General features: G+C 53.4%; 14 protein-coding genes and 2 tRNA genes. 15 read left to right on the top strand and 1 reads right to left on the bottom strand.

The genetic code is table 11. The annotated features are described in order from the left end of the window. Positions 1-25: 25 nt before the first annotated feature. The 6 genes from rlmE (at position 26) to RS584_RS20440 (ending at position 5,617) form a co-directional block, all read left to right on the top strand. Entirely contained in the window at positions 26-652 is a 627-nt protein-coding gene (gene rlmE / locus RS584_RS20465; RefSeq protein WP_003861812.1) for a 23S rRNA (uridine(2552)-2'-O)-methyltransferase RlmE, read from the top strand. Positions 653-754: 102 nt separating this feature from the next. Next, positions 755-2,689, top strand: coding sequence for an ATP-dependent zinc metalloprotease FtsH (gene ftsH / locus RS584_RS20460; RefSeq protein ID WP_003861810.1), 1,935 nt, complete (start codon positions 755-757; stop codon positions 2,687-2,689). Positions 2,690-2,787: 98 nt separating this feature from the next. Continuing rightward, positions 2,788-3,636: a dihydropteroate synthase gene (folP, locus tag RS584_RS20455; protein WP_003861807.1), complete on the top strand. Its 849-nt coding sequence runs from the start codon at positions 2,788-2,790 to the stop codon at positions 3,634-3,636. Beyond that, complete coding sequence (glmM, locus tag RS584_RS20450; RefSeq protein ID WP_017693917.1) at positions 3,629-4,966, top strand: phosphoglucosamine mutase; 1,338 nt, start codon at positions 3,629-3,631, stop codon at positions 4,964-4,966. Before folP ends, glmM begins: the two co-directional genes overlap by 8 nt. 222 nt (positions 4,967-5,188) lie before the next feature. Further along, positions 5,189-5,521: a preprotein translocase subunit SecG gene (gene secG, locus RS584_RS20445; protein ID WP_003861803.1), complete on the top strand. Its 333-nt coding sequence runs from the start codon at positions 5,189-5,191 to the stop codon at positions 5,519-5,521. A gap of 9 nt (positions 5,522-5,530) precedes the next feature. Continuing rightward, positions 5,531-5,617, top strand: a tRNA-Leu gene (locus tag RS584_RS20440). A gap of 187 nt (positions 5,618-5,804) precedes the next feature. Here RS584_RS20440 and argG read toward each other — a convergent pair. After that, positions 5,805-7,151: an argininosuccinate synthase gene (argG, locus tag RS584_RS20435; RefSeq protein ID WP_015571974.1), complete on the bottom strand. Its 1,347-nt coding sequence runs from the start codon at positions 7,149-7,151 to the stop codon at positions 5,805-5,807. A gap of 286 nt (positions 7,152-7,437) precedes the next feature. Here argG and RS584_RS20430 point away from each other — a divergent pair. The 9 genes from RS584_RS20430 (at position 7,438) to nlpI (ending at position 17,677) form a co-directional block, all read left to right on the top strand. Beyond that, a tRNA-Met gene (locus RS584_RS20430) sits at positions 7,438-7,514 on the top strand. A 207-nt stretch (positions 7,515-7,721) separates the two neighbouring features. Further along, the gene (gene rimP / locus RS584_RS20425; RefSeq protein ID WP_014833432.1) at positions 7,722-8,174 is read left to right on the top strand and encodes a ribosome maturation factor RimP; all 453 of its coding nucleotides are present in this window, start codon (positions 7,722-7,724) and stop codon (positions 8,172-8,174) included. A 28-nt stretch (positions 8,175-8,202) separates the two neighbouring features. Then, positions 8,203-9,705: a transcription termination factor NusA gene (nusA, locus tag RS584_RS20420; RefSeq protein ID WP_003861798.1), complete on the top strand. Its 1,503-nt coding sequence runs from the start codon at positions 8,203-8,205 to the stop codon at positions 9,703-9,705. A 24-nt stretch (positions 9,706-9,729) separates the two neighbouring features. Beyond that, positions 9,730-12,417 (top strand): translation initiation factor IF-2, encoded by a 2,688-nt coding sequence (infB, locus tag RS584_RS20415; protein ID WP_006812117.1) that lies wholly within the window; start codon positions 9,730-9,732, stop codon positions 12,415-12,417. 106 nt (positions 12,418-12,523) lie between these two features. Next, entirely contained in the window at positions 12,524-12,928 is a 405-nt protein-coding gene (gene rbfA / locus RS584_RS20410) for a 30S ribosome-binding factor RbfA (RefSeq protein WP_003861793.1), read from the top strand. Next, complete coding sequence (gene truB, locus RS584_RS20405) at positions 12,928-13,878, top strand: tRNA pseudouridine(55) synthase TruB (RefSeq protein WP_017693918.1); 951 nt, start codon at positions 12,928-12,930, stop codon at positions 13,876-13,878. The genes rbfA and truB overlap by 1 nt, the downstream gene beginning before the upstream one ends. A 154-nt stretch (positions 13,879-14,032) precedes the next feature. Next, positions 14,033-14,302: a 30S ribosomal protein S15 gene (gene rpsO / locus RS584_RS20400; protein WP_003861789.1), complete on the top strand. Its 270-nt coding sequence runs from the start codon at positions 14,033-14,035 to the stop codon at positions 14,300-14,302. Between the two features lie 242 nt (positions 14,303-14,544). Next, positions 14,545-16,683 carry a polyribonucleotide nucleotidyltransferase gene (gene pnp / locus RS584_RS20395; protein ID WP_017693919.1) on the top strand — a complete coding sequence of 713 codons (2,139 nt, stop codon included), beginning with the start codon at positions 14,545-14,547 and terminating at the stop codon, positions 16,681-16,683. Positions 16,684-16,792: 109 nt separating this feature from the next. Further along, on the top strand, positions 16,793-17,677 hold the full coding sequence (gene nlpI, locus RS584_RS20390) for a lipoprotein NlpI (RefSeq protein WP_017693920.1): 885 nt from the start codon (positions 16,793-16,795) through the stop codon (positions 17,675-17,677). The last annotated feature ends 70 nt before the right edge of the window (positions 17,678-17,747 follow it).

Below are 17,747 nucleotides of genomic sequence, written 5' to 3'. Positions count from 1 at the left end.
CGATGAACCAGGACGGAAATGTTAAATGACAGGTAAAAAGCGTTCTGCCAGCTCCAGCCGCTGGCTTCAGGAACACTTTAGCGATAAATATGTTCAACAGGCGCAGAAAAAGGGGTTGCGTTCCCGCGCCTGGTTTAAACTTGATGAAATACAGCAAAGTGACAAACTTTTTAAACCGGGAATGACGGTGGTCGACCTCGGTGCGGCACCTGGCGGATGGTCCCAGTATGCGGTTACGCAGATCGGCGGAACGGGCCGAATCATCGCATGCGATCTTTTACCAATGGATCCCATCGTCGGTGTCGACTTCCTTCAGGGCGACTTTCGTGATGAATTAGTGCTTAAAGCGCTACTTGATCGTGTAGGTGACAGTAAGGTCCAGGTTGTCATGTCGGATATGGCGCCAAATATGTGTGGAACACCGGCGGTGGATATCCCCCGCGCCATGTATCTGGTGGAACTAGCGTTAGAAATGTGTCGTGATGTACTAGCGCCTGGTGGTAGTTTTGTTGTGAAGGTGTTTCAGGGCGAAGGTTTCGAGGAGTATCTTAAGGAAATTCGCTCCCTGTTTGCGAAGGTCAAAGTTCGTAAGCCGGACTCTTCCCGGGCCCGTTCCCGTGAAGTGTATATTGTAGCGACCGGGCGAAAATGATAACCGGTAGATTTCAGGCGAAAGTTTGAATGAAACTGGATATAGAGTATCCTGACGCTGTTTTTAACACAGTTGTAATATGAGGTTAATCCCTTGAGTGACATGGCGAAAAACCTAATACTCTGGCTGGTCATTGCCGTTGTGCTGATGTCAGTATTCCAGAGCTTTGGGCCCAGCGAGTCGAATGGCCGCAAGGTGGATTATTCTACCTTCCTGCAAGAGGTCAATCAGGACCAGGTTCGCGAAGCGCGTATCAACGGACGTGAGATCAACGTTACCAAGAAAGATAGTAACCGTTACACGACTTACATCCCGGTGAACGATCCTAAGCTGCTTGATAACCTTCTGACCAAAAACGTCAAAGTGGTAGGCGAGCCGCCGGAAGAACCAAGCCTGCTGGCTTCTATCTTCATTTCCTGGTTCCCGATGCTGCTTCTTATCGGCGTCTGGATCTTCTTTATGCGCCAGATGCAGGGCGGTGGTGGCAAAGGTGCCATGTCGTTCGGTAAGAGCAAGGCGCGTATGCTGACGGAAGACCAGATCAAGACCACGTTTGCTGACGTAGCAGGTTGTGACGAAGCAAAAGAAGAGGTGGGTGAACTGGTTGAATACCTGCGCGAGCCGAGCCGTTTCCAGAAACTGGGCGGTAAGATCCCGAAAGGCGTCCTGATGGTCGGCCCTCCGGGTACCGGTAAAACCCTGCTGGCAAAAGCCATCGCGGGTGAAGCGAAGGTGCCGTTCTTTACTATTTCAGGTTCTGACTTCGTTGAAATGTTCGTGGGTGTCGGTGCATCTCGTGTGCGTGACATGTTCGAGCAGGCTAAGAAGGCAGCACCGTGCATCATCTTCATCGATGAAATCGACGCCGTAGGCCGCCAGCGTGGCGCAGGCCTGGGTGGTGGTCACGATGAACGTGAGCAGACGCTGAACCAGATGCTGGTTGAGATGGACGGCTTCGAAGGTAACGAAGGTATCATCGTTATCGCGGCAACTAACCGTCCGGACGTACTCGACCCTGCGCTGCTGCGTCCAGGCCGTTTTGACCGTCAGGTTGTGGTCGGTCTGCCGGATGTTCGCGGTCGTGAACAGATTCTGAAAGTGCATATGCGACGCGTACCGCTGGCGCCAGATATCGACGCGGCAATCATCGCGCGTGGTACTCCAGGCTTCTCCGGTGCGGATCTGGCTAACCTGGTCAACGAAGCAGCACTGTTTGCCGCTCGCGGTAACAAGCGCGTGGTGTCCATGGTGGAATTCGAGAAAGCGAAAGACAAAATCATGATGGGTGCGGAACGTCGCTCCATGGTGATGACGGAAGCGCAGAAAGAGTCCACGGCATATCACGAAGCGGGCCACGCGATTATCGGTCGTCTGGTGCCGGAACACGATCCCGTACACAAGGTGACGATTATTCCGCGCGGTCGTGCGCTGGGTGTGACCTTCTTCCTGCCTGAAGGCGACGCGATCAGCGCCAGCCGTCAGAAGCTGGAAAGCCAGATTTCAACCCTGTACGGCGGTCGTCTGGCTGAAGAGATTATCTACGGTGCGGAACATGTTTCCACCGGTGCGTCGAACGATATTAAAGTGGCGACAAACCTGGCGCGTAACATGGTGACTCAGTGGGGCTTCTCCGACAAACTCGGTCCGCTGCTGTATGCAGAGGAAGAGGGCGAAGTATTCCTGGGCCGCTCTGTGGCAAAAGCGAAACATATGTCCGATGAAACGGCACGTATCATCGACCAGGAAGTGAAAGCGCTGATTGAACGTAACTACGCTCGCGCCCGTCAGATCCTGAACGACAATATGGACATCCTGCATTCGATGAAAGATGCGCTCATGAAATATGAGACCATCGATGCACCGCAGATTGACGACCTGATGGCGCGCCGCGAAGTGCGTCCGCCGGCAGGCTGGGAAGACCCAGGCGCGTCTAACAATTCTGACAACAATGGCACCCCGCGTGCGCCGCGTCCGGTCGATGAACCGCGTACGCCAAACCCGGGCAACACCATGTCAGAGCAGTTGGGCGACAAGTAAGTCACTGCTGTTGAAGCGTTTGTCTTTATCTCAAACCCTGGAGCTTGCTCCGGGGTTTTTCTTATCTGTTTAACCACATTAATCCCAGGGACTTCACCATGAAACTATTCGCCCAGGACTCGCATCTCGACCTTTCACATCCCCATGTGATGGGGATCCTGAATGTCACGCCTGATTCCTTCTCTGACGGCGGCACGCATAATTCGCTTATCGACGCGGTTAAACACGCGAATTTAATGATTAACGCGGGTGCCACCATCATTGACGTTGGAGGGGAGTCAACGCGGCCTGGCGCGGCGGAGGTTTCGGTGGAAGAAGAGCTGGCGCGCGTGGTGCCGGTGGTGGAGGCTATCGCCCGGCGCTTTGAAGTGTGGATCTCCGTTGATACCTCCAAACCCGAAGTGATCCGTGAAGTGGCGAGAGTGGGCGCTCACATTATCAATGATATCCGCTCGCTGACCGAGCCGGGAGCGATTGAAGCCGCCGCAGAAACCGGGCTACCGGTGTGTCTGATGCATATGCAGGGTCAGCCTAAGACAATGCAGGAGGCGCCAAAATATGAAGATGTGTTTGCCGACGTCACCCGCTTCTTTATTGAGCATATCGAACGCTGTGAACGTGCGGGTATCGCAAAAGAGAAATTGCTGCTCGACCCGGGCTTCGGTTTCGGTAAAAATCTCTCACACAATTACGCGTTGCTTGCGCGCTTATCAGAGTTTCATCAGTTCGGCCTGCCACTGCTGGTGGGAATGTCGAGAAAATCGATGATTGGTCAGTTGTTGAATGTCGGGCCGAGCGAACGTCTGAGCGGCAGTCTGGCCTGCGCGGTGATTGCCGCGATGCAAGGTGCACACATCATTCGCGTCCATGACGTAAAAGAAACAGTAGAAGCCATGCGTGTGGTGGAAGCCACACTGGCAGCGAAGGAAAACAAACGCTATGAGTAATCGTAAATATTTTGGTACCGATGGCATCCGTGGGCGCGTAGGCGATGCGCCAATTACCCCTGACTTTGTCCTGAAGCTGGGCTGGGCAGCGGGGAAAGTGCTGGCGCGTCATGGCTCCCGTAAGATCATTATTGGGAAAGATACCCGTATTTCGGGTTATATGCTGGAGTCCGCGCTGGAAGCCGGGCTGGCGGCGGCGGGGCTTTCAGCTTCCTTTACGGGGCCAATGCCGACCCCTGCTGTTGCCTATCTGACCCGCACCTTCCGTGCGGAAGCGGGGATCGTCATTTCCGCTTCCCATAACCCGTTCTATGACAACGGTATCAAATTCTTCTCCATCGACGGCACCAAACTGCCGGATGACGTGGAAGAGGCGATTGAAGCGGAAATGGAAAAAGAGATCACCTGTGTTGACTCCGCTGAGCTGGGTAAAGCAAACCGTATTGTCGATGCCGCAGGCCGCTACATTGAATTCTGCAAAGGCACTTTCCCGAATGAGCTGAGCCTGGCACACCTCAAAATTGTGGTGGACTGTGCCAACGGTGCGACTTACCACATTGCGCCGAATGTGTTCCGCGAGCTGGGTGCCAAAGTGATCACTATCGGCTGCGAGCCGGACGGTCTGAACATCAACGAAGAAGTCGGCGCGACAGACGTGCGTGCCTTGCAGGCGCGTGTGCTGGCTGAAAAGGCCGATCTGGGTATTGCCCTGGATGGCGATGGTGACCGTGTGATCATGGTTGACCACGAAGGTAACAAGGTCGATGGCGATCAGATCCTCTACATCATTGCCCGTGAAGGCCTGCGTCAGGGGCAACTGCGCGGTGGCGCGGTGGGCACGCTGATGAGCAATATGGGCCTGGAACTGGCGTTGAAACAGCTGGGCATCCCGTTTGTTCGTGCGAAAGTGGGTGACCGCTACGTGCTGGAAAAACTCCAGGAGAAAGGCTGGCGTATTGGCGCGGAAAACTCCGGCCACGTGATCCTGCTCGATAAAACCACCACCGGTGACGGTATTGTGGCGGCGCTTCAGGTTGTTGCCGCGATGGCGCGTAACCATATGAGCCTGCACGATCTGTGCAGCGGCATGAAAATGTTCCCGCAGATTCTGGTCAATGTGCGTTTCACCGCGGGTAAAGGCGACCCGCTGGAAAATGATAACGTGAAAGCGGTGATGGCAGACGTGGAAGCGACTCTTGGCAGCCGTGGGCGCGTCCTGCTGCGTAAGTCGGGTACCGAGCCGCTGATCCGCGTGATGGTGGAAGGCGAAGACGAAGCGCAGGTAACTGAATTTGCGCACCGCATTGCGGATGCAGTCAAAGCTGCATAATCTTTCAGAATAAGTGTTTAAAAAGGCGGCGTTTGCCGCCTTTGTTTTAAGCAATGAATGGCTTTTTGCTGTTTTTTTCCGCAGTTGATACAATGCCTCGAAAATGCCCTTGCGAAGGTGATTCGCTTTGGTTAGTATTCACACCCGCTTCAGTGGGAAACAAAATCCTGCTAATTGGTCGAAGCATTGGTATGCGGCAAATCCGCAAGGAACAGGTTGATTATGTACGAAGCTCTTTTAGTTATTTTCCTTATTGTAGCCATCGCTCTCGTAGCGCTGATTATGCTACAGCAAGGTAAAGGCGCTGATATGGGAGCCTCCTTCGGAGCAGGCGCTTCCGGTACGCTGTTCGGTTCAAGTGGTTCTGCGAACTTCATGACCCGTACGACGGCGATTCTGGCTACGCTGTTCTTCATCATCAGTCTGGTGCTGGGCAATATCAACAGCAACAAGACCAGTAAAGGAAGCGAGTGGGAAAATCTGAGCGCGCCAGCAAAAACTGAGCAAACTCAGCCAGCTGCACCGGCTAAGCCAACCAGCGATATCCCGCAGTAAGTATTCCGTACCGAGGTGGTGGAATTGGTAGACACGCTACCTTGAGGTGGTAGTGCCCTAACGGGCTTGTGGGTTCGAGTCCCATCCTCGGTACCAATATTCCAGAAGAAAGACGTCGCAAGACGTCTTTTTTTTCGTCTGTACATTCTGTGTATCCGATCTTTTGTAGGGCGGGTAAGCGCAGCGCCACCCGCCGTTTTGCCCGGTGGCGCTGCGCTTACCGGGCCTACGAAGACCACAAAAAAGGCGCCCAATGGGCGCCTTTTGCATGACTTGCTGTCGATTATTTCTTATCGCTGTGTTCCAGGTTCTCAACCTGAGGGAGGCCATTACCGGAACTGGCGGAGAGCAGGCCATTCTCAACATAGTTGAACAGCTTCTCACGGGTATCGGTGATGTCCAGGTTACGCATGGTCAGCTGGCCAATACGATCGTCCGGAGAGAACACTGACTCACCTTTCTCCATGGTCAGACGCTCTGCTTTATAGGTCAGGTTGTCAGACACGGTATTGAGGATGGAGTAATCATTGCCGCGACGCAGTTCCAGCGTCACTTCGCCGGTGATTGCGCTTGCCACCCAACGTTGCAGGGCGTCACGCAGCATCAGCGCCTGTGGATCAAACCAGCGACCCTGATACAGCAGTTTGCCCAGCTGACGGCCATGAGAGTGATACTGCTCGATGGTGTCTTCGTTGTGAATACCGGTCAGCAGACGCTCGTAAGCGATGTGCAGCAGCGCCATCCCCGGCGCTTCGTAAATGCCACGGCTTTTCGCTTCGATGATACGGTTTTCGATCTGATCGCTCATACCCAGACCGTGACGACCGCCGATGCGGTTTGCTTCCAGCATCAGTTCAACATCGTCGGAGAAGGTTTTACCGTTCAGGGCAACCGGATGACCACGTTCGAAACGCACGGTCACTTCTTCCGCCGGGATCTTCACGTTCTCATCCCAGAACTTCACGCCCATGATCGGGTTAACAATTTTTACGCTGGAGTTCAGGAATTCCAGGTCTTTCGCTTCGTGCGTCGCACCCAGCATGTTGGAATCGGTTGAGTAGGCTTTCTCAACGGACATCTTGTAGTCAAAGCCGCAGGCAATCATAAACTCAGACATTTCATGACGGCCACCCAGCTCGTCGATGAAGTCGGTATCCAGCCACGGTTTGTAGATCTGCAACTCGGCGTTGGTCAGCAGGCCATAACGATAGAAACGTTCAATATCGTTGCCTTTATAGGTGCTACCGTCCCCCCAGATGTTCACGCCATCTTCTTTCATGGCGGCGACCAGCATAGTGCCGGTGACGGCACGACCCAGCGGGGTGGTATTGAAATAGGTCAGGCCGCCGGTCGTATTATGGAAAGCACCGCACTGGATCGCGGCAATCCCTTCGGCAACCAGCTGCTTACGGCAGTCGATCAGACGTGCGTTCTCTGCGCCATATTCCATGGCACGACGAGGGATCGCGTCATAATCTTCCTCGTCCGGCTGACCCAGGTTCGCAGTATATGCATAAGGAACCGCTCCCTTCTGGCGCATCCACAGCAGTGCAGCGCTGGTATCCAGGCCGCCAGAAAAAGCGATGCCAATACGTTGTCCTACCGGGAGATGCTTGAGAATCGTCGTCATATAATAAAACCCTGCTTGATTGACTGATTAGAGACCGCTTTCGCTCTCGATGCATGTTTATGCAAAATAAGTGAGTATTCATTTAATCATCTTTTATCGACGACCGAAAGAGACGTGTGCGTTTTTTGTAAAAATTTCCCTTTTATTGCCCTGGCTGAAGTTGGGTTGACAGGTGGGGTCAACTATCAATATACTGAACGCCGATTTTACGTCCCGTCTTCGGTACCAAATCCCAGCATTATTTGCAAATTCTGTCCAAAACGCGTAGAATTTGCCACGTTTCAGGCGCGGGGTGGAGCAGCCTGGTAGCTCGTCGGGCTCATAACCCGAAGGTCGTCGGTTCAAATCCGGCCCCCGCAACCACTTTCCCATAAAGTTCTTTTTCAAATATACTGTGAAGACTTAGAGCCTTCGTAGCTGGATTTGAAAAAATGCTTTCGGAGAGTGCTCCAGGCCACAGTTGTGGCTATAGGGTTCAGTTATCTAAAGCCCCGATTTATCGGGGTTTTTTGTTATCTGACTACAGAATAACTGGGCTTTACGCCCTTTTTTTATGTCTTGGGGGTGGGCTTGTCCACATTAGAGCAAAAATTAACAGAGATGATTACTGCGCCGGTCGAAGCACTGGGCTACGAACTGGTCGGCATCGAATTCGTTCGCGGCCGTACATCCACACTGCGCATCTATATTGATAGTGAAGATGGCATCAATGTTGATGATTGTGCTGATGTCAGCCACCAGGTGAGTGCGGTTCTTGATGTTGAAGATCCGATTACCGTTGCGTACAACCTGGAAGTTTCCTCACCTGGCCTCGATCGTCCGATGTTCACGGCCGAGCACTATGTGCGCTTTACCGGTGAAGAAGTGGCTCTCGTTCTGCGTATGGCCGTACAGAACCGCCGTAAATGGCAGGGAATTATCAAAGCCGTTGATGGTGAAATGATCACGGTGACAGTCGAAGGCAAAGATGAAGTGTTCGCGCTGAGTAATATCCAGAAGGCGAACCTGGTTCCCCACTTTTAACAGTCTGGATTGAGGTGAAAAGCCCGCGATGAACAAAGAAATTTTGGCTGTTGTTGAAGCCGTCTCCAACGAGAAATCACTGCCGCGTGAGAAGATTTTCGAAGCGCTGGAAAGTGCACTGGCTACAGCAACCAAGAAAAAATACGAACAAGAGATCGATGTTCGCGTAGAAATCGATCGTAAAAGCGGTGACTTCGATACATTCCGTCGTTGGGTAATCGTAGAAGAAGTGACCCAACCGACCAAAGAGATCACGCTGGAAGCGGCACGTTTTGAAGACGAAAGTCTGAACGTGGGTGACTACGTTGAAGATCAGATTGAATCTGTTACCTTCGACCGTATCACCACCCAGACCGCGAAGCAGGTTATCGTGCAGAAAGTTCGCGAAGCCGAGCGCGCGCTGGTTGTCGATCAGTTCCGCGATCAGGAAGGCGAAATCATCACCGGTGTGGTGAAGAAAGTGAACCGCGACAACATCTCTCTGGAGATCAAATCCGAAGGGCTGCCGGGTAACGCTGAAGCCGTGATCCTGCGTGAAGACATGCTGCCGCGTGAAAACTTCCGCCCAGGCGACCGTATTCGTGGTGTGCTGTATGCCGTACGTCCTGAAGCGCGTGGTGCACAGCTGTTCGTGACGCGTTCTAAACCAGAAATGCTGGTTGAACTGTTCCGTATCGAAGTGCCGGAAATCGGCGAAGAAGTTATCGAAATCAAAGCGGCGGCCCGCGATCCGGGTTCCCGTGCGAAAATTGCGGTGAAAACCAACGACAAGCGTATCGACCCGGTCGGTGCTTGCGTCGGTATGCGTGGCGCACGTGTTCAGGCGGTTTCTACCGAACTGGGCGGCGAGCGCATTGATATCGTTCTGTGGGACGATAACCCGGCGCAGTTCGTGATCAACGCAATGGCACCGGCTGATGTGGCGTCTATCGTTGTTGACGAAGACAAACACACCATGGATATCGCTGTAGAAGCGGGCAACCTGGCGCAGGCGATTGGCCGTAATGGTCAGAACGTACGTCTGGCGTCACAGCTGAGCGGCTGGGAACTCAACGTGATGACCGTTGATGACCTTCAGGCCAAGCATCAGGCTGAAGCCCACGCGGCGATCGATACCTTCACCAAATACCTGGACATTGACGAAGACTTCGCCACTGTGCTGGTTGAAGAAGGTTTCTCTACGCTGGAAGAACTGGCCTACGTGCCAATGAAAGAGCTGCTGGAAATTGACGGTCTGGATGAACCAACCGTTGAAGCCCTGCGTGAACGCGCTAAAAACGCACTGACCACCCTGGCGCTGGCTCAGGAAGAAAGCCTTGGCGATAAGAAGCCGGCTGATGACCTGCTGAATCTGGAAGGTCTTGATCGTGCGATTGCGTTCAAGCTGGCTGCCCGTGGTGTTTGTACGCTGGAAGATCTCGCTGAGCAAGGCGTTGATGACCTGGCCGATATCGAAGGTTTAACCGACGAGAAAGCCGGCGAACTCATCATGGCCGCACGTAATATTTGCTGGTTCGGCGACGAAGCGTAATAAACTGTAGCAGGAAGGAACAGCATGACTGATGTAACTGTAAAATCGCTGGCTGCTGAGATTCAGACCTCCGTGGACCGCCTGGTACAGCAATTTGCTGATGCAGGGATCCCGAAGTCCGCTGATGACTCGGTGACCGCGCAAGAAAAACAAACCTTGTTAGCGCACCTGAACCGTGAACACGGCTCTACGCCTGACAAGTTAACGCTACAGCGTAAAACGCGTAGCACGTTGAACATCCCTGGTACCGGTGGCAAAAGCAAGTCGGTACAAATTGAAGTCCGCAAGACGCGCACCTTTGTAAAACGTGATCCGCAAGAGGCAGAACGCCTTGCCGCGGAAGAGCAGGCACAGCGTGAAGCGGAAGAACAAGCTCAGCGTGAGGCAGAAGCCACTGCCAAACGTGAAGCAGAATTAAAAGCTGAACGTGAGGCCGCAGAAAAAGCGAAACGCGACGCCGGTGAAAAAGCGAAGCGTGACGCTGCGGAAAAAGACAAAGTGAGCAATCAACAGACCGACGAAATGACCAAAACTGCCCAGGCTGAAAAAGCCCGCCGTGAAAATGAAGCTGCCGAGCTGAAGCGTAAAGCGGAAGAAGAAGCCCGCCGCAAGCTTGAAGAAGAAGCTCGCCGCGTCGCCGAAGAAGCGCGTCGCATGGCAGAAGAAAACGAGAAGAACGGTGTGAATACCGCTGAACCAACTGAAGATACCAGCGATTATCACGTCACCACGTCTCAGCATGCGCGTCAGGCAGAAGACGACAACGACCGCGAAGTTGAAGGTGGTCGTGGCCGTACTCGCAGTGCAAAAGCTGCGCGTCCTGCGAAAAAAGGTAACAAACACGCTGAATCAAAAGCTGACCGTGAAGAAGCGCGTGCAGCGGTTCGCGGCGGTAAAGGCGGCAAGCGTAAAGGTTCCGCTCTCCAGCAGGGCTTCCAGAAGCCTGCTCAGGCCGTTAACCGTGACGTTGTGATCGGCGAAACCATCACCGTTGGCGAACTGGCTAACAAGATGGCGGTGAAAGGCTCTCAGGTCATCAAAGCGATGATGAAACTGGGCGCAATGGCCACCATCAACCAGGTCATCGACCAGGAAACCGCACAGCTGGTTGCCGAAGAGATGGGTCACAAAGTTATCCTGCGTCGTGAAAACGAGCTGGAAGAAGCAGTAATGAGCGACCGTGATACGGGCGCAGCGGCTGAACCGCGCGCACCGGTCGTGACCATCATGGGTCACGTTGACCACGGTAAAACCTCTCTGCTTGACTACATTCGTTCTACTAAGGTTGCCTCCGGCGAAGCGGGTGGTATTACCCAGCACATCGGTGCTTACCACGTAGAAACCGAAAACGGCATGATCACCTTCCTGGATACCCCAGGCCACGCAGCGTTTACCTCAATGCGTGCTCGTGGTGCTCAGGCAACGGATATCGTTGTTCTGGTTGTTGCTGCCGACGATGGCGTGATGCCACAGACCATTGAAGCTATCCAGCACGCGAAAGCGGCGCAGGTGCCTCTGGTTGTCGCAGTTAACAAAATCGATAAGCCAGAAGCCGATATGGATCGCGTGAAGAACGAACTGTCCCAGTACGGCGTTATGCCGGAAGAGTGGGGCGGTGAAGCGCAGTTCATCCCTGTATCAGCAAAAGCAGGTACCGGTATCGACGACCTGCTGAACGCTATCCTGCTTCAGGCTGAAGTTCTGGAGCTGAAAGCGGTTCGTAAAGGTATGGCGAGCGGCGCGGTAATCGAATCCTTCCTGGATAAAGGTCGTGGTCCGGTTGCAACCGTTCTGGTTCGCGAAGGTACTCTGCACAAGGGCGACATCGTTCTGTGTGGTTTCGAATACGGTCGCGTTCGTGCGATGCGTAACGAACTGGGTCAGGAAGTGCTGGAAGCGGGTCCGTCCATTCCAGTGGAAATTCTCGGCCTGTCCGGTGTTCCGGCTGCCGGTGACGAAGTCACCGTGGTACGTGACGAGAAGAAAGCGCGTGAAGTCGCTCTGTATCGTCAGGGTAAATTCCGTGAAGTGAAGCTGGCTCGTCAGCAGAAATCTAAACTCGAGAACATGTTCGCCAACATGACCGAAGGCGAAGTTCACGAAGTGAACATCGTTCTGAAAGCGGACGTTCAGGGTTCTGTGGAAGCGATCTCCGACTCCTTGCTGAAACTGTCTACCGACGAAGTGAAAGTGAAGATCATCGGTTCTGGCGTAGGTGGTATCACCGAAACCGACGCAACCCTGGCAGCAGCGTCCAACGCGATCCTGGTTGGCTTCAACGTTCGTGCTGACGCATCTGCGCGTAAAGTGATTGATGCTGAAAGCCTGGATCTGCGTTACTACTCCGTCATCTATAACCTGATTGACGAAGTGAAAGCAGCGATGAGCGGCATGCTGTCTCCTGAGCTGAAACAGCAGATCATCGGTCTGGCTGAAGTACGTGACGTGTTCAAATCACCGAAATTCGGTGCGATCGCGGGCTGTATGGTTACCGAAGGGACCATCAAGCGTCACAACCCAATCCGCGTACTGCGTGACAACGTGGTTATCTACGAAGGTGAGCTGGAATCCCTGCGCCGCTTCAAAGATGACGTTAACGAAGTCCGTAACGGCATGGAATGTGGTATCGGCGTGAAGAACTACAACGACGTTCGCGTTGGCGATATGATCGAAGTGTTCGAGATCATCGAAATTCAGCGTACCATCGCGTAATCTTCGTCAACTGAAGAGTAATTAGCGTAGGCCGGGTAAGCGAAGCGCCACCCGGCAGTAATTTTAAAAAGGGGCTTAAGCCCCTTTTTTGTCTGGAGAATTTATTATGGCGAAAGAATTTGGTCGCCCACAGCGCGTCGCGCAGGAGATGCAGAAAGAGATCGCTCTCATTCTGCAACGTGAAATCAAAGATCCACGCGTGGGTATGATGACCACCGTGTCGGGCGTGGAAATGTCCCGCGACCTGGCGTACGCCAAAGTGTTTGTTACTTTCCTGAATGACCAGGATGAAGACGCCGTGAAGAACGGCATTAAAGCGTTGCAGGAAGCCTCTGGTTTCATCCGCTCTCTGCTTGGCAAAGCAATGCGCCTGCGTATCGTGCCAGAGCTGACCTTCTTCTACGACAACTCGCTGGTTGAAGGTATGCGTATGTCCAACCTGGTGACCAGCGTGGTGAAACATGACGATGAGCGTCGTGTTAACCCGGCGGACGACAGCAAGGAGGACTGATGAGTCGTCCTCGTCGTCGCGGTCGTGACGTGCATGGCGTGCTGTTGCTGGATAAACCACAGGGCGCATCCAGCAACGACGTGCTGCAAAAAGTGAAGCGTATTTATAACGCCAACCGTGCAGGACACACTGGCGCGCTGGATCCGCTGGCAACCGGCATGCTGCCGATCTGCCTGGGGGAAGCGACAAAGTTTTCCCAGTACCTGCTGGATTCGGATAAGCGCTACCGCGTGATTGCCAAACTGGGCCAGCGCACGGATACCTCCGATGCAGATGGCCTGGTGGTGGAAGAGCGCCCGGTGACCTTCAGCGCGGAGCAACTTGATGCGGCGCTGGACAGCTTCCGTGGTGATACGCTACAGGTGCCGTCGATGTATTCGGCGCTGAAATATCAGGGCAAAAAGCTCTACGAATATGCGCGTCAGGGCATTGAGGTTCCGCGCGAAGCTCGTCCGATTACCGTGTATGAGCTGCTGTTCATTCGCCACGAAGGTGATGAACTCGAGCTGGAAGTACACTGTTCGAAAGGGACCTACATTCGCACCATCATTGATGACCTCGGTGAAAAGCTGGGCTGCGGCGCGCATGTGATTTATCTGCGTCGTCTGGCGGTCAGCAAATATCCGGTCGAACGCATGGTGACGCTTGAGCATCTGCACGCCCTGGTTGAACAGGCGCAAGCGCAGGGCGTTGCGCCAGCCGATCTGCTGGACCCGCTGCTGATGCCAATGGACAGTCCGGCAGTGGACTTCCCGGTTGTTAATCTTCCTTTAACATCGTCCGTTTACTTTAAGAACGGAAACCCGGTTCGCACATCGGGGGCGCCGCTTGAGGGCCTGGTACGCGTGACGGAAGGTGACGAAGGGAAATTCATCGGTATGGGCGAAATGGACGGCGAAGGGCGTGTGGCGCCGCGTCGTCTGGTCGTCGAATATCCGGTCGAAGCGTGACGGTGATAACGCCTCACCTTGCGATAAGCAGGGGAGACGAGTAGAATATCGCCGCTTAACGCCTGGTAAATTGTTTAACAATCTGCGGGGCGTACATGGGATAGCTGAATTAGAGATCGGCATCCTTACATTCTTTATACTTTGGAGTTTGAAAATGTCTCTAAGCGTTGAAGCTAAAGCTAAAATCGTTTCTGAGTTTGGTCGTGGTACTAACGACAGCGGTTCTACCGAAGTTCAGGTTGCACTGCTGACTGCACAGATTAACCACCTGCAAGGTCACTTTGCAGAGCACAAAAAAGATCACCACAGCCGTCGTGGTCTGCTGCGTATGGTTTCTCAGCGTCGTAAACTGCTCGACTACCTGAAGCGTAAAGATGTTGCACGCTACACCGCGCTGATCGAGCGTCTGGGCCTGCGTCGCTAATTCTTGCGAGTTTCAGAAAAGGGGGCCTGATGGCCCCTTTTTTCAACCAGACGGCAGCAATTCAATGGAAACTATTGTATTGTTGCTATAAATGATCTTCATTGCAGAGGTTCGCGCGGCTAATGAGAGGCTTCACCCATGGGGGTGTCGGTTGTCATTAGTCGCGAGGATGCGAAGAAGGTCGGGTTAAATCGTCAGCACACCTGAGGTGTGCTTTCAAACATTTAAGAAAGGACAGAATTTTGCTGAATCCGATCGTTCGTAAATTCCAGTATGGTCAGCATACCGTCACGCTGGAAACCGGCATGATGGCGCGTCAGGCTACTGCTGCCGTTATGGTAAGCATGGATGACACCGCTGTATTCGTTACCGTAGTTGGCCAGAAAAAAGCTAAACCAGGTCAGGACTTCTTCCCACTGACCGTTAACTACCAGGAGCGTACCTACGCTGCCGGTAAAATCCCGGGTGGCTTCTTCCGTCGTGAAGGCCGTCCAAGCGAAGGCGAAACCCTGATCGCGCGTCTGATTGACCGCCCGGTTCGTCCGCTGTTCCCGGAAGGCTTCGTAAACGAAGTTCAGGTTATTGCGACCGTTGTTTCCGTTAACCCACAGGTTAACCCGGACATCGTTGCTATGATCGGCGCATCTGCGGCCCTGTCACTGTCTGGTATTCCATTCAATGGCCCAATCGGTTCCGCGCGCGTTGGCTACATCAACGACCAGTACGTACTGAACCCAACTCAGGAAGAGCTGAAAGAGAGTAAGCTGGACCTGGTTGTTGCCGGTACTGAAGCAGCGGTTCTGATGGTTGAATCCGAAGCTGAACTGCTGAGCGAAGATCAGATGCTGGGCGCTGTGGTATTTGGCCACGAGCAGCAGCAGATCGTTATTCAGAACATCAACGACCTGGTGAAAGAAGCCGGTAAACCACGTTGGGACTGGCAGCCAGAAGCGGTGAACGAGGCGCTGAACGCACGCGTTGCTGCACTGGCAGAATCTCGTCTGAGCGACGCATACCGCATCACCGACAAACAGGAGCGCTATGCTCAGGTTGATGTGATCAAATCTGAAGTGACCGCGACCCTGGTTGCCGAAGACGAAACGCTGGACGCTAACGAGATTGGCGAAATCCTGCACGCCATCGAGAAAAACGTTGTTCGTAGCCGCGTCCTGGCAGGCGAGCCGCGTATCGATGGCCGTGAAAAAGACATGATCCGTGGTCTGGACGTGCGTACTGGCGTACTGCCACGTACTCACGGTTCTGCGCTGTTCACCCGTGGTGAAACGCAGGCGCTGGTAACCGCGACCCTGGGTACCGCACGTGACGCACAGATCATCGACGAACTGATGGGCGAGCGTACTGACAGCTTCCTGTTCCACTACAACTTCCCTCCGTACTCTGTGGGCGAAACCGGTATGGTTGGCTCACCGAAGCGTCGTGAAATTGGTCACGGTCGTCTGGCGAAGCGCGGCGTGCTGGCAGTGATGCCAGAAGCAGACAAATTCCCGTACACCGTACGTGTGGTGTCTGAAATCACCGAATCCAACGGTTCCTCTTCTATGGCTTCCGTGTGTGGTGCCTCTCTGGCGCTGATGGATGCAGGCGTGCCAATTAAAGCCGCCGTTGCGGGTATCGCAATGGGTCTGGTGAAAGAAGGCGACAACTACGTTGTTCTGTCTGACATTCTGGGCGACGAAGACCACCTGGGCGATATGGACTTCAAAGTAGCGGGTTCCCGTGACGGTATCTCTGCCTTGCAGATGGATATCAAAATTGAAGGTATCACCAAAGAGATCATGCAGGTTGCTCTGAACCAGGCTAAAGGTGCGCGTCTGCACATCCTGGGCGTGATGGAACAGGCGATTAATGCGCCGCGTGGTGATATTTCTCAGTTCGCTCCACGTATCCACACCATCAAGATCAATCCAGACAAGATCAAAGATGTTATCGGTAAGGGCGGTTCTGTTATCCGTGCACTGACCGAAGAAACGGGCACCACCATCGAAATCGAAGATGACGGTACTGTGAAAATTGCAGCAACCGACGGCGAGAAAGCGAAATACGCTATCCGTCGTATCGAAGAGATCACGGCAGAAATCGAAGTGGGCCGTATCTACAATGGTAAAGTGACCCGTATCGTTGACTTTGGCGCATTCGTTGCCATCGGTGGCGGTAAAGAAGGTCTGGTACACATCTCTCAGATCGCTGACAAGCGCGTTGAGAAAGTGACCGATTACCTGCAAATGGGTCAGGAAGTACCGGTGAAAGTTCTGGAAGTTGACCGCCAGGGCCGTATCCGTCTGAGCATTAAAGAAGCAACCGAGCAGTCTCAGCCTGCTGCGGCACCGGAAGCCCCGGCTGCTGAACAGCAAGGCGAGTAAGGTTGCCATTTGCCCTCCGCGCAGGCGGAGGGCTTATTATCAGGCAGGACGCCTTGTTAAGCCGCCGGGGGACAGGACGTTCATCAATAGTTGTCTTCGGGAGTGGGAAATGAAGCCTTTTTTGCGCTGGTGTTTCGTTGCGACAGCTTTAACGCTGGCAGGATGCAGCAACTCTGCCTGGCGTAAGAGCGAAGTCCTCGCAGTGCCATTGCAACCGACTTTGCAGCAGGAAGTCATTCTGGCACGCATGGAACAAATACTTGCCAGTCGGGCTTTAACCGATGACGAACGCGCACAGCTTTTATATGAGCGCGGAGTGTTGTATGATAGTCTCGGTCTGAGGGCACTAGCGCGAAATGATTTTTCACAAGCGCTGGCGATTCGACCTGATATGCCTGAAGTATTCAATTACTTAGGCATTTATTTAACGCAGGCAGGCAATTTTGATGCTGCCTATGAAGCGTTTGATTCTGTACTTGAGCTTGATCCAACTTACAACTACGCGCACTTGAATCGCGGTATCGCATTGTATTACGGCGGTCGTGATAAGTTAGCGCAAGATGATCTGCTGGCGTTTTATCAAGACGATCCTAATGATCCTTTCCGCAGCCTGTGGCTTTACATTGTTGAGCAGAAGCTCGATGAGAAGCAGGCCAAAGAAGCACTGAAACAGCGCTTCGATAAATCGGACAAGGAACAGTGGGGATGGAACATTGTCGAGTTCTACCTGGGCAACATTAGCGAAGCAACGCTGATGGAACGCCTCAAGGCGGACGCAACGGATAACACCTCGCTCGCTGAGCATCTCAGTGAAACCAACTTCTATTTAGGTAAGTACTACCTAAGTCTGGGGGATATGGACAGCGCTACGGCACTGTTCAAATTAGCGGTTGCTAACAACGTACATAACTTCGTTGAGCACCGTTATGCATTGTTGGAATTATCGCTCTTGGGCCAGGAGCAAGACGACCTGGCAGAATCGGACCAGCAATAGCTGACGACATAAACATCAGCCCGTAATCTTTTGATTGCCATCACCTTCACTGGTGAGGGCGTTGTTGTTC

Source organism: Enterobacter sp. DTU_2021_1002640_1_SI_PRY_ASU_LCPMC_013 (genome assembly GCF_032389435.1).
GTDB lineage: Bacteria > Pseudomonadota > Gammaproteobacteria > Enterobacterales > Enterobacteriaceae > Enterobacter > Enterobacter hormaechei_C.
The sequence above is the reverse complement of the archived record's forward strand: the minus strand, read 5'-3'. Positions and strand labels throughout refer to the sequence as shown.

What these genes read in the sequence shown, in the direction of transcription:
- rbfA (WP_003861793.1), top strand. Translation starts at nt 12,524, where the DNA reads ATGGCGAAAGAATTTGGTCGCCCACAGCGCGTCGCGCAGGAGATGCAG.
- glmM (WP_017693917.1), top strand. Translation starts at nt 3,629, where the DNA reads ATGAGTAATCGTAAATATTTTGGTACCGATGGCATCCGTGGGCGCGTA.
- folP (WP_003861807.1), top strand. Translation starts at nt 2,788, where the DNA reads ATGAAACTATTCGCCCAGGACTCGCATCTCGACCTTTCACATCCCCAT.
- nusA (WP_003861798.1), top strand. Translation starts at nt 8,203, where the DNA reads ATGAACAAAGAAATTTTGGCTGTTGTTGAAGCCGTCTCCAACGAGAAA.
- secG (WP_003861803.1), top strand. Translation starts at nt 5,189, where the DNA reads ATGTACGAAGCTCTTTTAGTTATTTTCCTTATTGTAGCCATCGCTCTC.
- argG (WP_015571974.1), bottom strand. Translation starts at nt 7,151, where the DNA reads ATGACGACGATTCTCAAGCATCTCCCGGTAGGACAACGTATTGGCATC.
- nlpI (WP_017693920.1), top strand. Translation starts at nt 16,793, where the DNA reads ATGAAGCCTTTTTTGCGCTGGTGTTTCGTTGCGACAGCTTTAACGCTG.
- ftsH (WP_003861810.1), top strand. Translation starts at nt 755, where the DNA reads ATGGCGAAAAACCTAATACTCTGGCTGGTCATTGCCGTTGTGCTGATG.
- infB (WP_006812117.1), top strand. Translation starts at nt 9,730, where the DNA reads ATGACTGATGTAACTGTAAAATCGCTGGCTGCTGAGATTCAGACCTCC.
- rlmE (WP_003861812.1), top strand. Translation starts at nt 26, where the DNA reads ATGACAGGTAAAAAGCGTTCTGCCAGCTCCAGCCGCTGGCTTCAGGAA.
- truB (WP_017693918.1), top strand. Translation starts at nt 12,928, where the DNA reads ATGAGTCGTCCTCGTCGTCGCGGTCGTGACGTGCATGGCGTGCTGTTG.
- rpsO (WP_003861789.1), top strand. Translation starts at nt 14,033, where the DNA reads ATGTCTCTAAGCGTTGAAGCTAAAGCTAAAATCGTTTCTGAGTTTGGT.